The organism is Prevotella sp. lc2012 (genome assembly GCF_900107065.1).
Taxonomy (GTDB): Bacteria; Bacteroidota; Bacteroidia; order Bacteroidales; family Bacteroidaceae; genus Prevotella.
The window spans coordinates 210384-225124 of sequence record NZ_FNUF01000004.1 but is presented as its reverse complement, the minus strand read 5'-3'; the positions used below and the strand labels follow the sequence as shown (position 1 = coordinate 225124).

At 49.0% G+C, this 14741-nt stretch carries 14 protein-coding genes; 5 read left to right on the top strand and 9 right to left on the bottom strand.

Translation table 11 applies throughout. The features are described 5' to 3' along the window. Nucleotides 1-60: 60 nt before the first annotated feature. From BLU99_RS09685 to BLU99_RS09675, 3 genes are all read right to left on the bottom strand, one after another. Nucleotides 61-597: a TlpA family protein disulfide reductase gene (locus tag BLU99_RS09685; RefSeq protein WP_091901524.1), complete on the bottom strand. Its 537-nt coding sequence runs from the start codon at nt 595-597 to the stop codon at nt 61-63. Nucleotides 598-606: 9 nt separating this feature from the next. After that, complete coding sequence (locus tag BLU99_RS09680) at nt 607-2127, bottom strand: sodium:solute symporter family transporter (RefSeq protein ID WP_091901522.1); 1521 nt, start codon at nt 2125-2127, stop codon at nt 607-609. A gap of 109 nt (nt 2128-2236) precedes the next feature. Next, on the bottom strand, nt 2237-3307 hold the full coding sequence (locus BLU99_RS09675; RefSeq protein ID WP_255397537.1) for a porin: 1071 nt from the start codon (nt 3305-3307) through the stop codon (nt 2237-2239). A gap of 189 nt (nt 3308-3496) precedes the next feature. On the opposite strand from BLU99_RS09675, the gene BLU99_RS09670 reads away from it, so the two are divergent. The 3 genes from BLU99_RS09670 to BLU99_RS09660 are packed head-to-tail and all read left to right on the top strand — an operon-like array spanning nt 3497 to nt 6716. Continuing rightward, on the top strand, nt 3497-4495 hold the full coding sequence (locus tag BLU99_RS09670; RefSeq protein WP_091901520.1) for a Gfo/Idh/MocA family protein: 999 nt from the start codon (nt 3497-3499) through the stop codon (nt 4493-4495). Between the two features lie 11 nt (nt 4496-4506). Further along, nucleotides 4507-5691, top strand: coding sequence for an iron-containing alcohol dehydrogenase (locus BLU99_RS09665; RefSeq protein ID WP_091901518.1), 1185 nt, complete (start codon nt 4507-4509; stop codon nt 5689-5691). Further along, complete coding sequence (locus BLU99_RS09660) at nt 5688-6716, top strand: SDR family oxidoreductase (RefSeq protein ID WP_091901516.1); 1029 nt, start codon at nt 5688-5690, stop codon at nt 6714-6716. Before BLU99_RS09665 ends, BLU99_RS09660 begins: the two co-directional genes overlap by 4 nt. Before the next feature lie 20 nt (nt 6717-6736). On the opposite strand, the gene BLU99_RS09655 is transcribed toward BLU99_RS09660, so the two are convergent. Continuing rightward, nucleotides 6737-7786 (bottom strand): serine hydrolase domain-containing protein, encoded by a 1050-nt coding sequence (locus tag BLU99_RS09655; protein ID WP_091901514.1) that lies wholly within the window; start codon nt 7784-7786, stop codon nt 6737-6739. A gap of 23 nt (nt 7787-7809) precedes the next feature. Then, nucleotides 7810-8610: a CPBP family intramembrane glutamic endopeptidase gene (locus tag BLU99_RS09650; protein ID WP_091901512.1), complete on the bottom strand. Its 801-nt coding sequence runs from the start codon at nt 8608-8610 to the stop codon at nt 7810-7812. Between the two features lie 158 nt (nt 8611-8768). Between BLU99_RS09650 and BLU99_RS09645 the strand changes: the two genes are divergently transcribed. Together BLU99_RS09645 and BLU99_RS09640 are read left to right on the top strand one after the other, a co-directional pair. Beyond that, nucleotides 8769-10841 (top strand): DNA topoisomerase 3, encoded by a 2073-nt coding sequence (locus BLU99_RS09645; RefSeq protein WP_091901510.1) that lies wholly within the window; start codon nt 8769-8771, stop codon nt 10839-10841. Between the two features lie 29 nt (nt 10842-10870). Further along, nucleotides 10871-12943, top strand: a complete 2073-nt coding sequence (locus BLU99_RS09640) for a PorE family type IX secretion system protein (RefSeq protein ID WP_091901508.1) — start codon at nt 10871-10873, stop codon at nt 12941-12943. On the opposite strand, the gene BLU99_RS09635 is transcribed toward BLU99_RS09640, so the two are convergent. From BLU99_RS09635 to BLU99_RS09620, 4 genes are read right to left on the bottom strand one after another with little or no spacing between them, the layout of a single operon-like run. Then, entirely contained in the window at nt 12855-13238 is a 384-nt protein-coding gene (locus BLU99_RS09635; RefSeq protein WP_176771109.1) for a DUF5056 domain-containing protein, read from the bottom strand. The genes BLU99_RS09640 and BLU99_RS09635 overlap by 89 nt on opposite strands. Next, entirely contained in the window at nt 13228-13767 is a 540-nt protein-coding gene (locus BLU99_RS09630; protein WP_091901504.1) for an RNA polymerase sigma factor, read from the bottom strand. Before BLU99_RS09630 ends, BLU99_RS09635 begins: the two co-directional genes overlap by 11 nt. Nucleotides 13768-13780: 13 nt before the next feature. Beyond that, nucleotides 13781-13975: a PspC domain-containing protein gene (locus BLU99_RS09625; protein ID WP_091901502.1), complete on the bottom strand. Its 195-nt coding sequence runs from the start codon at nt 13973-13975 to the stop codon at nt 13781-13783. Further along, nucleotides 13950-14636, bottom strand: coding sequence for a DUF6249 domain-containing protein (locus BLU99_RS09620; protein WP_091915518.1), 687 nt, complete (start codon nt 14634-14636; stop codon nt 13950-13952). Before BLU99_RS09620 ends, BLU99_RS09625 begins: the two co-directional genes overlap by 26 nt. Between the last annotated feature and the right edge of the window lie 105 nt (nt 14637-14741).

Below are 14741 nucleotides of genomic sequence, written 5' to 3'. Positions count from 1 at the left end.
AGTTTTTATAGGAAAATAAAAATAAAGAATCCCCACCATAATGGGGATTCTTTATTTTGTTTACTGGGCGAAAAGTTCGTCAAGATAGGTGTAAAACGCAGGATCCTCGCCTGAGACAACCTTCAACAGATGTCCATCAGGATCAATAACCGCCTTCGTGGGGAAACCCTCAATCTGATACTGCTTAGCAAGCACCGACAATTTATCATCAGGACAGCGCGCCTGCAGCCAAGGCAGCTCGTATTGCTCGACAGCTGCTTTCCACTTATCCTCCGTATCCTGACAATCGACACCCAAGATCTCCATGCGATCTTTGTGTTTGGCATAGGCCTCCTTCATATGAGGAATACCACGAATACACCAAATACACCAGGACCCCCAGAAATCGAGCACCACATACTTGCCGCGGAGCGACGAGAGTGACAGTGTGTTACCCTGAAGATCGGGTAGAGAGAAATCGGGCGCGATATCGGCCACGGCCTCCGTCTGTGAAGACTCAGTAACTGCTGGCGCAGCACTCTTCGAGCGATTTGAACAAGACACCATCTGAAAACATATCAGACAGATGGTCAATAAAGTCAGGATTTTCTTTTTCATATTCGTTGATTATAGATAGCACTCAAAAATGCTCTCGACAGTCTTCTCTGGCAGTTTTTTGGAGAATAGACTGACAATCCACACCACCGGGAAGCCGCCCACCATGGCAATGGCACCACAGTTGATGGGATTGATAGGATTACCTGCGAGCATATTCACCACCGTAAGACCAACACCCCATATAAAGCAGGCCCAGACAGCAGCCGTGGTGACACGACGGCAATAGAGGCCAAGCATGAACGGTGCTAGGAACGCGCCTGCTAGAGCGCCCCACGAGATACCCATGAGCTGGGCAATGAACGTCGGCGGGTTAAGGGCGATAAGCAAGGAGATGGCAATAAAGAACATGATAAGCACACGCATGACCACCACCTTACGACGCTCGATCTTCTCAGCCACGATATCATCGATAGAACCATCTTCCACCTCACCAGGAGCGGCTTTCTTGTCACGATAGATCAAGTCAAGGGTCATCGTAGAACTAGAGGTGAGAACCAGCGATGCCAGTGTCGACATAGAGGCCGATAACACAAGGAGCACCACAAGGGCAATGAGGATATCGGGCAGAGTAACAAGCATAGCAGGTACGATTGAGTCAAAGGCAATCTTTCCATTGGCAGCGATGACAGGATCATACAGGCGTCCGAAGCCACCAAGGAAATAACAGCCACCAGCAACGATGAAAGCGAAAACGGTAGAGATGACTGTGCCACGTTTGATGGCGCTTTCGTCGGTGATAGAGTAGAACTTACCCACCATCTGAGGCAGTCCCATGGTACCAAGCGACGTCAAAATAACCACACCGAGTAACCCCAACGGGTCTGGACCGAAAAACGACGCAAAGCCGCCATTCACCGACGGATCCGCATCGGAGGGTAAGGCTGCTAACTTTTCAACAGCCGTAACCAAGCCTCCCTGAGCATTGAGCACAGCGATAATGACTGCCACAATACCAAAGAGCATGATAATACCCTGAATGAAGTCGTTCATAGCCGTGGCCTTGTATCCGCCCAGAATCACATATACAGCCGTGAGAATAGCCATGATGATGACACAGTACTCATAAGGGATGCCGAATCCCATCTCAAAAAGACGAGAGATACCACTATAGACACCTGCTGTGTAGGGAATAAGGAACACAAAAGCGATGATGGAGGCTGCCACACGCAGGCCCTGATCATCAAATCGAGTTCCAAAGAAATCGGGCATCGTTCGCGACTCGATATGCTGGGTCATCAGTCGTGTACGACGACCTAAAATAATCCATGCCAGAAGGGAACCGATGATGGCATTGCCGATACCAATCCAGGCTGACGACAGACCATATTTCCATCCAAACTGTCCGGCATAGCCAACGAAGACTACTGCCGAAAAATATGAGGTTCCAAAGGCAAAGGCCGTCAGCCAAGGACCGACAGCACGACCGCCTAGCACGAAACCTTCTACACTACTTGCCTGTTTACGGGTGTATAGTCCCACCCCTATCATCACGGCCAAAAAAATGATGGTTAATATTATTTTGATGAACATTTATCTCTCCCGACCTTCCCCGAGGGAAGGAGTGCCTAACGGGCTTCATGTAGGCACCAAATTAATTATTTCTATATTGTTTATCTCGATATCCTCGAATGGAAGAGGATTAGAAGGCTACCTGCACCTGAGCCTGAAGCCAATTGTAATCATTAGAACTGATATTCTCACCACACACACAACGGGTGTATTGTAGCTGCAGACGGCACTTCTTATAGAACCAGTACTGCACACCTAGCGTGAGGTTGGTCTGATCCCAGCCATCGACATCGGTATTACGGTCGAAAGTCTCGGCACTGGCTACTATATCAAGAGCGTCAACCACGGGGATGGCGGTCGTTACATAACCACCCATGCTACCTACCTTACCGTCCTTACCACCGAGCCATTCTGCACGAATGCAAGCAGGACGCGCCTCCTTGTATTTTGCAGGTGAATATGCACGAGTCTTGTACTCAGTACCCACGCTATAACGGTTGCGCTTATAATTGTCGCCCTCAGATATGCTAGGATTCCAAGCCGCTGTACCCACAGCACATCCCGTGCCAAGATAGCCTGAAGCCACGAAACGCAGCCCATCAACAGGGCGCAACTCAAGCTTGGCGATAAAGTCTTTCTGATTGTTCCGATCTTTTCGGTTGATACCTTGACCACTCATCAATGCCAACTCATAGTGGAGTTTACCCTTGGCCAGATCACCGAAGACCTCAATTCCCATATCACGACCGTAGTTCACGCCATTCAAGGGGTCGGGTCCCTCACCGGCCAAATAAAGCACTGCCTGCGAATAGACGTCGATAAGTTCCAGTTGGGTAGGCGACATCGGATTCTCCATTGAGTAGGAATGCTTGAACTGACCAAGACGGATGGTCAGCGACTGATTATTTGTTACTCTGTAGTCGGTGTAAAACTCCTGTACCACACTAGAGAAGTCGTGCATGAACATAAACGACCAACGATCAGTGATACGTGCCTTTGCCCATAGTAGCGTTCTTTTAAGGTTATAGGCATTGGTGGCCTTTCCGTTAGGATTCTGGTACGACCAACCTCCCTGAGCATAGCCATTGAGCGTAATACGACTGGTAAAATCTTTCGTCCAGTCAATGTCACCACTGTTCTGCCCTTGTCCCATGGCAGAAACACTACTGAACACTGCCAGCATCACTGCCAGTGTTCTCATTTTGCAAGTCTTTCGTTTCATTTTGTCATTGTTTTCAATAAAATTTCGGTTCTTGCGTCGGCAAAATTAATATATTTATTGCAAACAGACAAAACAATCGGTATAAATTTATCTCTCAGACACATATTTCTTTTTAAACCTTTTCATCTCTCGCACGTCCAAAAATAAGAAACTAATCCTAACAGATATATGAAAGAGAGAAAGAAGCTACGTGTCGGCATTGTCGGCACGGGCTGGATTGCAGAGAAAGCGGCCATCACACTTAACGGGATGGACGATTGCGAGGCCTATGCTGTGGCTTCACGATCACAGGAGAAGGCAGACTCTTTTGCACATGAATGGGGTACTGAGAAAGCATATGGATCATACGCTGATTTGTATGCCGATCCGGACGTTGACCTCGTGTATGTAGGTACTCCCCACTCGCACCACTATGAGGTGACCAGAGACGCCCTGATGGCTGATAAACCCTGTTTGGTGGAAAAAGCCTTCATGGCCAACTACGGACAGGCTCAAGAAATCGTCAACCTAGCCCACGAGCGAAGAATCTTTCTCGCTGAAGCCATTTGGACACGCTACCAGCCAGCCGTTGGCATCGTACGCAACCTCATTGATAGCGGACGAATCGGCATGCCACGGCTATTGACAGCCACACTAGGCTATTCGATGGGCGACAAACCCCGTATCATGCGACCAGACCTCTGTGGAGGTGCTCTCCTCGATCTGGGTGTCTATGCCCTGAACTTCGTCAGGATGTTTTTTCCTGCCGACATCGTGAAGGTGGAGAGTCTGTGTGTGAAGAGCAAAACCGGCATGGATCTGACTAACGCTATCAGTATGGTCCTGGCTGACGGTATGCTATGCAATCTGCAGTCAAGCGCAGCCTGCGTTGGTGATAATATCGGTGTGATAGCAGGTACCGACGGCAACCTGATTATTGACAATATCAATAATCCACAGAAAATCACGGTCAACACCCACGACCGTGAGTTTGTAGAAGACATCCATGTGCCTCAACAGATTACCGGCTACGAATATCAGTTCGCTGCTTGCAGGCAAGCGCTCATCGATGGACGACTTGAGCCACGTGAAATGCCGCACGCAGAAACCCTTTTCATCATGCAACTCATGGATAGTCTGCGCCAAAAATGGGGTGTATGCTATCCCATGGATAACAAATACAATTAAATAAATACGATATGAGAGATTTCAATTACTATGCACCAACGGAAGTGGTGTTCGGCAAACAGTCGGAAGAACAAGTAGCGCATCTGGTGAAAAAATACGGAGGCTCAAAAGTGCTGGTTCATTATGGTGGACAGAGCGCCAAACGTTCTGGACTTCTGGATAAGATTTGTAATCTGCTCCAGGAGGAGGGTATCGACTATGTCATGCTAGGAGGAGTCGTACCAAACCCCAGACTATCACTCGCACAACAGGGTATCGAACTGTGTAGAAAAGAAAGTGTCGACTTTATTCTCGCCGTCGGTGGCGGTAGTGTAATCGACTCATCCAAATGCATCGCCTATGGCGTCGGCTTCGAGGGTAATGTATGGGATATTTATCTGGGGAAGGCCACACCCACGACGATGCTACCCGTGGCGGCCGTGCTCACCATCCCTGCTGCCGGCAGTGAGATGAGCGAGTCGAGCGTAATCACCAATGAGGATGGCGATGTAAAACTCGGTTACAGTAACAATCTGTCGCGCCCTAAGTTCGCCATCATGAACCCTGAGCGCACCTTCACCCTACCTCCCTATCAGACAGCTGCCGGCGTTACTGACATGATGATGCACACGATGGAACGATACTTCACCAAGGACGACGACATGGACCTAACCACCGATCTCGCTGAGGCTGCGTTGCGCAGTATGAAAAACGCCATCTTTGCTGTACTGAAGAATCCCGAGAACTATCGCTATCGGGCTCAGATTATGTGGGGCGGTAGCCTGATGCATAATGGACTGACAGGCTGCGGCGTCAGCGACGACTGGGCCACGCACCAGTTAGAGCACGAGCTCAGTGGTATGTTCGACGTGACACACGGAGCTGGACTGGCTGCAGTATGGCCAAGTTGGGCACGCTACGTAATGTACGAGAACCTGAGTCGTTTCGTACGCTTCGCTGTAAACGTGATGGACGTTCCCAACGATTTCACCGATCCTGAGACAACAGCTCTGAAGGGTATCGAGGCCATGGAGCGTTTCTACCATGCCATCGGTATGCCTATCAACATCAAAGAACTCATCGGTAGAGAGATCACTGACGGAGAGATTAAAGAGATGGTTCGTAAGTGTAGCCGTGGCAATACGCACACTTGCGGCTGCCTAAAGGTTCTCAAGGCAGAAGACATGGAAGCTATCTATCAAATGGCAAAAGGATGAAAATACTAATAATAGGTGGGACTGGCACCATCAGCAGTGCCATCACCCGTCAGCTTGCGGCAGCAGGTCATAACCTATGGCTTCTTAACCGTGGTACGCGCAAAGACGAAGTGCCAGCTAACGTGAGACAGGTGATTGTCGATATCGACAATACAGACGAGGTATTACGACTGTTGGGCGACGAACAGTTTGATGCCGTTTGTGAGTTTATCGGCTTCTTACCCTCACAGGTAGAACGCGACATCCGACTCTTCCGTGGTCGTACCCGTCAGTATGTTTTCATCAGTTCGGCCTCGGCCTACAACAAACCCGCCACTAGTCATATCATCACAGAGGGTACCACCCTTGCCAATCCCTATTGGGAATATTCACGCAACAAGATTGCATGTGAAGAACTCCTCATGAAGGTCTATCGTGAAGAAGCCTTCCCTGTTACTATCGTCCGACCTAGCCACACCTATTGCGAGCGTGCTGTGCCAGTAAGTGTACATGGACCGAAGGGTAGCTGGCAGGTACTGAAGCGCATGATGGAGGGGAAGCCCGTCATCGTAAACGGTGATGGTTCTTCGTTGTGGACACTAACATGGAATGAGGACTTTGCCCGCGGTTTCATCGGACTATTAGGTAACCCAAAGGCTATCGGTGAAGCTTTTCAGATTACGAGTGATGAGTCCCTGACATGGAACCAAGTCTACCAATGTGTCGCCAATGCACTTGGGGTGGAGTTCAAGCCCTATTATGTGGCCTCAGATTTCCTTGCCGCCGTCTCACCTAAAGAATGGGATTACATAGGCAACCTCATAGGCGACAAAGCTGTGGCCGTTGTTTTCGATTGTGCGAAAGTGAAAAGAGCCGTCCCTGGCTTCCAAGCCACGACCCGTTTCGACGAAGGGGTACGCCGCTGTGTATCCTATATCCTCGCCCATCCAGAACTACAGATTGAAGACCCGGACTTCGACCAATGGTGTGACCGTGTCATCACCGCTCAGGAAGTAGCAAGGCATAGTCTGATAAATAAACAATAACCAATGGATTCTTCCTGCTGTCAGATAGCAGGAAGAATCTTTTCCCATACGAGATTCAACTCTCCCTGTAAATCCTCAACATCAGAGGTAATGGCAATGACGGCATTCTTATCTGGAACGACGATGATATACTGACCACGGGCTCCGTCTGCACGGAAACAGCCAGGTCGACAGCGCCACATCTGATAACCGTAGCCTTGCATCCAATCGCTGGTTTCCTTTGTCATACCTCGCTCCTCGGCTTGCTCCAATCGGGTGCCAGGGTTGATACTCTCAACTTGTTTCTTAGACATCTCATAGACCCATTCGGCGGGGATGATCTGCTTTCCTTTCCATTTACCATTCTGCAACAAGAGCTGTCCCATCTTGGCCAGATCCTCTGTCTTCAGATAAAGACCCCAACCACCGGCACTGATACCCTGTGGACTCTCATCCCACCTTGGTTTGTCGATATGAAGGGGCTCAAAGAGACGGGTAGTCAGATAGTCTAACACCTTCTCACCCGTCACTTTCTGTACGATAGCAGAAAGCATATAAGTGCCCAAACTGTTATATAAGTAGAATGTACCAGGCGTATGTTTCACAGGATGGGCCAGGAAAGTTTTTACCCATTCTTCTCGTTTACTCTGATTAGGCTCGTCATCGTGCCCACACGTCATCGTCAACAGGTCACGAATAGTCATGGCCATCAGGTTGTCACTGACCTCATTCGGGAGTTTGTCGGGAAAGAAACTTACGACCTTGTCTGTGAGGTTCAACCTACCCTCTGCGATGGCAAGGCCGACAGCAGTAGCGGTAAACGTCTTGCTAACGGAGTGGAGAACATGGGGAACGTTAGGAGCACCCTTGCTCTGCCAATGACTGTAGATTACAGCACCATCCTTAACAATCATCACACTATGGACATCCAGTTTGGCCTTGGCAGCGGCACTAAAGAACGCATCCATCGCCGTCGTAACCTTTTCAGGTGTCTCTGCACGCGGCAGGTCAACACTCTCATCACGCTGAGACTGAGCTTGGCAGACTGTCAATACCATCAGCAGACTGCATGCAAGAAATAGCTTCTTCATATTTTTTTCGTTATTACTATTTGTCAGATTATCTTATAATCAAACAGATTCTTGCCTTGTTTCTTCTTATAAAGAAAGGCAAGAACGATGGCAAGAATGATTGTGGCAACACGACCGATATTTGTAGCGACATTGCCAATAGAGGAAGTCACTCCATCGACAGGTATCTGCTGCCAGATGGCGTTCATCAGGATATGGAAGGCGATGGATACCCATAGGGTCCCCCACTCCGCATACAGCCAACTGAAAAAAAGACTTCCCAAAGCTGTAACGGTAAAGACTTGCAGTCCCGACAAAAGGTCGTGAGCCTGATAGAAATGACCGATAGTAAAGACAACGGCCGTAGGTAAGGCAGCCCAGACCAAGCCCCATCGGCAGAATCGGAATAACAGTCCAAAGAGGAAACCACGAAACAACAACTCTTCGAACAAACCCGGTAGGATGGCGCCCAACAACAGGTACTCCCAAGAGAATTCCGAACAGCCGGCAAGACTATTACATGCTAGCATCGGTAAGACACAGATCAACCCAACACACCATCCTTTGAGAAACCCGTCTCGTACTCCCCAGCACTCCCAAACGTTCCTGCCCCTACAGACAATCAGAATCGTGAAGATAGGGATGACAGCACACAGCATATACTTCACAATCTTATTCCAGATGCTGCCGTCGGGCGTCACAAGATTAGCCAGGAATCCGAACACAGAATGGATATCACCTTTTGCGGTCTCGATAAAGGCTATATGGGAAAAAAGAAAGAACGCGACGAAAGCCATGATAACGACGACAGCTTTCAACGCTCGTGAGAATTGCTTCTGGTTCATAACGGTTTTAGGTTTGATGGTTGATATCAATCACAAAGTTACGACTTTCCCTATAAACTGCCAAACAATTCTCATACAAAAAGCAGAATATAGAAAAAAAATAGTAACTTTGCGCTCTGATAAGAGGAATCTTTTATCCCAAAACAAATACGAAACAAATGATAGTATGTATTGCAGAGAAGCCAAGCGTTGCTCGTGATATTGCACGCATCCTGGGAGCCAACAGCTCACACGACGGCTATATGGAGGGCAATGGCTATCAGGTGACCTGGACATTCGGACACCTATGCACGCTGAAGGAGCCTGGCGATTACACACCGGCATGGAAGTCATGGGCATTGACACAGTTGCCGATGATTCCACAGCGTTTTGGCATCAAGCTGATCAACGATAAAGGCATCGAGAAACAGTTTAACATCATCGAACGACTGATGCAGGAGGCCGACGGCATCGTCAACTGTGGCGACGCCGGTCAGGAGGGAGAACTCATCCAGCGCTGGGTGATGCAGAAAGCGAAAGCCACTTGTCCTGTGAAACGATTATGGATATCATCGATGACCGATGAGGCTATCCGTGAAGGTTTCGCCAACCTAAAAGATCAGGCCGACTACCAGCCGCTTTACCTTGCAGGACTCTCACGCGCCATTGGCGACTGGCTTCTTGGCATGAACGCCACACGACTCTACACACTAAAATATGGACGAGACCGTCAGGTACTCTCGATAGGCCGCGTACAGACTCCAACCCTGGCCCTGATTGTGAACCGTCAGAAGGAGATAGAGAACTTCAAGCCTGAGCCCTATTGGGTGTTGGCTACCGTCTATCGTGACACAACCTTCACGGCGACGAAAGGAAAGTTCACCTCGAAAGAGGAAGGTGAAAAGGCCTTCACAACCATCGAGGGTAAGCCCTTTACCGTCACGAAGGTGGAGAAGAAAGCTGGCAAGGAACAGCCGCCACAACTCTACGACCTTACCTCACTGCAGGTTGACTGTAATCGTAAGTTCGGCTATTCAGCCGAAATGACGCTTAACACCATCCAGAGTCTCTACGAGAAGAAATACACCACTTATCCGCGTGTGGATACGCAGTACCTCTCCGACGACATCTATCCTAAGTGTCCCCAAACGCTCAATGGGTTGTATCAGGTAAAATTTGCTGGTATAGCGCCCTATGCGGAGTACATCAAGACTATTGGTGGCAAACAACTGAAGAAAAGTAAGCGTGTTTTCGACACCTCGAAGGTAACAGACCACCATGCTATCATCCCTACAGGAGTCATCCCACAGGGGCTCAGCGATGCCGAACAGAAGGTGTTCGATCTTGTGGCGCGCCGGTTTATCGCTGTATTTCTGCCCGACTGTAAGTTCTCCACGACCACCGTCCTAGGTGTAGTCCATGGAGACGAGGATATAGAGTTTAAAGTCACTGGCAAGGAAATTCTTGATCCAGGTTGGAGGGTGACCCTCTCCTCTTCCCCTGAGGGAGGAGAAAACGCCACTGATTCTGAGAGCGACAGTTCATCCTCTACTTCGGAAAAATCGGGAGAGACGCTTCCCACCTTCGTCAAAGGCGAGTCTGGCGAACATCAGCCCACCCTCACGGAGAAATGGACTACGCCACCTGCGTATTATAATGAAGCGTCCCTGCTGCGTGCGATGGAGACAGCCGGCAAGTTCGTAGAGGACGAAACGTTACGTGCAGCCATGAAGGAAAACGGTATCGGTCGTCCTTCCTCGCGTGCCTCTATTATTGAGACGCTCTTCAAGCGCCGTTACATCAAACGTGATCGAAAACGTCTTATCGCCACCCCAACAGGCATCGAACTCATTGACCTTATCCGTGAAGAACTCCTGAAGAGTTGCGAACTCACAGGTATCTGGGAAAAAAAGCTACGCGATATCGAACATAAGACATACGACGCCCAGCAGTTTATTGAAGAACTAAAGCAACAAGTGTCAGAGATTGTCAGTCAGGTGATGAAAGACACCTCCAACCGCCGTATTACTGTCCTCTCCGACGCGGAGCTTAAGAAAATCAAATCACCAGCCTCCCCTAAAAACTCTCCTAAGTCCACCGCCACCACCTCCGCCCTTTCTTCTGAGGAAGCCGTAGAGGTAGGAGCACTTTGTCCACTCTGTGGCAAAGGCCATATCATCAAGGGCAAAACCGCCTATGGTTGCTCACGCTGGCAAGAAGGATGCACCTACCGCGTACCTTTCAAACAATAAAGCGCCCGTTTTTGCGTTTTATGTAAGGTATGCGAAAAAAAATCATCCTACTATACATCTCCTATCTCTCCGTACTGTTTAGCAGTTGCGGAGCAGATCTGGCTATGAGAAACGGTGATAAATTCTTCGCCATCGGTGAGTATTATGATGCTGCAGAACAGTATCGGAAGGCATATACTCAGACACCAGCGAAAAAGCGCGCCCTACGTGGTCAGCGAGCAAAGAAGATGGCTGAGTGCTACAGGCGCATCAACTTCACCAACAAAGCCATCACGGCCTATAACAATGTGGTACGCTACAAACAGGCAGACTCCCTGACCCACCTCTACCTCGGACAGTTATATATGAGAAACGGTAACTACAAAGAGGCCGAGAAACACTTCCTAACTGCAATCGACAGTCTGAAATCAAAAACGGCGGGTCATATGGATGATGCGTTCGTCCTGGCCAAGAACGGACTATCATCGGCACAATCAGCGCCTGTCTGGCGAAAGGAGGGCTCCACCTACACCGTGAAACGGATGGATGTGTTCAACTCCCGCCGTGCCGACTATTCGCCTGCACTCGGAGGCGATAATTACGACCAACTCTTTTTCACATCCACGCGTAATCAGGCGAAAGGTGATGACCACAGTGGCATCACAGGAACGAAAGCGGCAGATATTTTCCGCTCTCAGAAAGACGACAAGGGCAGATGGGGAAAACCACAAAGCATCGACTCCGAATTGAACTCCACGTTTGACGAGGGCGCTTGTTGTCTGTCACCCGATGGCAAGACGATGTACCTAACGCAATGCAAGACGGACCCCAACGCCCCTCGGTATGCAACCATCATGGTATCCAACCGGAACGACGCGGCATGGAGCAAGCCCATAGAACTTCTAATCTCGAAAGATACCTTATCGAGCTTCGCCCACCCTGCGGTCTCGCCAGATGGCAAGTGGCTCTACTTCGTCAGCGATATGCCTGGCGGCATGGGGGGGCTTGACATCTGGCGCTGTCGACTGGTTAGTGACAGAGAGGTGGGCAGTGTGGAGAACCTCGGAGACATCATCAACACCCCTGGAGATGAGATGTTCCCTACATTCCGTCCCAATGGAGACCTGTATTTTTCAAGTAATGGTCATCCTGGTCTTGGCGGTCTCGATATATTTTTTATCACAAATCATAACCTCCAATTACTTACTGATAACAATCAACTAAGCCATCCTGGATTTCCTCTGAATTCCCAAGGCGATGATTTCGGCATGACCTTCGAAGGACGCCTGAACCAAGGATTCTTCTGTTCCAATCGTGGCGACACACGCGGCTACGATCATATTTACAGCTTCTACGATCCTGAGATTATACAGACGGTGAAGGGCTGGGTCTACGAACAGGATGGTTACGAGTTGCCAGCCGCACAGGTCTATATGGTAGGCAATGACGGCACGAACCTCAAACTCAACGTCCGTGGTGACGGATCGTTCACACAAGAGGTGAAAGCTGGCACAGACTATGTGCTGCTCGCCACCTGTAAGGGATTCCTAAACCATCAGGAGCAGTTGTACGTCGAACCCGCCAAAGCGTCTAAAGAGTACGTATTACAATTCCCCTTGGCCAACATCTCCGCCCCTGTGCTGATAGAGAATATCTTCTACGATTTCGATAAGGCGACATTACGTCCTGAGTCTGCGACAGCCCTCGACGAGTTGGTTCGTCTTCTAAACGAGAACCCCAATATCACTATCGAGCTTTCTGCCCATACAGATTGCCGAGGTTCCGAGGTCTATAACGAACGACTTTCCCAACGACGAGCAGAGAGTGTTGTCGCTTACCTGATTGAACATGGCATTGCAGCCGATCGTCTCACCCCCAAAGGTTATGGAGAGGGTAAGCCTAAGCAAATCAAACGGAAGACTGCAGAAAAATATCCGTTCCTCAAAGAGGGCGACGTGCTGACAGAGTCTTTAATCGCCACACTCTCTGAGGAACGGCAGGAATTATGTCACCAGTTAAACCGGCGTACAGAGTTTATAGTGCTGAGGACAACCTACGGGCTGTTTGATAAGGAAGGAAAATTATTACGAAAACCAACACCAACAGAACCACCCAAGGATTAATGGATATCTCTGTCGTCGGAGCTGTTACCATGAATATCTCAAGCCATCCGATTGTCATACGCACAGCAGCCAAGAACCACCCCTGTACGACCTGCCAACCTCCCAGCAAGAAGAACATTGCGACACCCACAACACCACAGAATATCGTCCACAGCCTAGAAAGTCTGCGTACCTGCTCCACCCTACGTTCCGGCAGGTTCTGCATTACCCGCTCCGTGAAGCCACGATCCTCAATCTGCTGCTGAGCAGCCTGCTTGAAGAAATCCTCTAACATGATCTTCTCTTTATCTGTCATACCCATTCTGCTTTAAATAATTCACCATTTTTTCTTTTCCTCGTCTCAGATGCGATTTCACCGTATTCTCTGGAATACCTGTTATCTCCGCAATCTTGTCGATCTGATGACCGTCAATCAGTTGAAGAGTGATACAGGTTCGTTCATCGGGCTTCAGCAACGATAACGCCTTATACAGATCCATCTTCAGGTTTTCATCGCTCGAGACGGATGAGTTTTTTACAGCTCTTGAAGTATCTATATCGTCTGTCTGACGCAAAGATCTCACATAGTCATAATGCACATTATATGCAATTCGGAAGAGCCATGTGGAGAAACTTGCCATGCCACGGAACTTCGTAATGTTCACATAGGCCTTAATGAAGGTCTCCTGCGCCAGGTCGTCGCTCAGTTGTTCGTCTCCCAACGTCTGGTTCAAAAAGAACCGACGCACAGGTGACTGATACTTCCTCACAAGCTGATCAAAGGCCCGCTTGTTATGGAATACCGCCACCTGCGTTACAAGAGAGATGTCACTGAGTTCTGCCATCAATCTATTATTATCAACTAACCAAACTTCTCTCAGGCATCACAATCCACAGCACGATGTAGAAGATGACTCCACAGAAAGCTGTAAAGAGTGTGAGAAACGCGTATGCAACTCGTACCATTACCGGATCGAAGTCCAAGTACTCAGCGATGCCACCGCAAACACCTGCTATCACTCTGTCATTAGAGCGCATCAGTCTTTTGTTCATTGTCGCGCGTATTTAAATTGTTATAAAACTGACTGTTTCGTGGGTCACCTTTCTTATCCTGACGGGCCACAATCCATTTACCCAGTCCGATGAAGAACACCAAGGCTCCGATACCAAAACCAAGCTTACCCATGATAATCCCCAGGAAGATGGCAAGTCCGACACCTGTAAACATCTGCCTCAGTCCAGCCTGATATGTATTGCTGTCCCAATCGTCCTTTTCTTTCTTTAGGATATCGTCGGGAATGGGCTGCCCGTTCTGCATGGCCATCTGAGCTAATCTGTATCTCTCACGACGGTTTTTGTTCACGAAGTAGAAGATTGCGATGATAATACCTATCGGGGCAACAACGCAAGTTAACAGGACTATCAGCACGACGAAGCCCATGCCAAAGATCTCATCACGTCCCATCCCAGAGAAGTAACTTCCAGGGAAATCGTCATCAGCGTAGACGTGGCGGTGCGTGATGTACTTATCATCCTCAGCATCCTCAGCACTCTTGGCGTTTGCCGTGTCAGAGTAGGCCTCGATGGCGGGCTGATCTTTCTTAGTTGAGTCCACCTGCTCCGTACGCGGAGTATGGCGGTGCTTCTGTGCTGCTGCATTAGCATTCATGCTAAGCGTGAGCACCATGGCGATTGCGATTAAATACTTTTTCATATCTTTTCTTTCCCTTTTATGACATTTACACCTATTTGACGTTGCAAGAAGATAATAAGTTGCACTTTTATGCGCAAAGTTCGCATAATTTTTTTAATTTTGCAA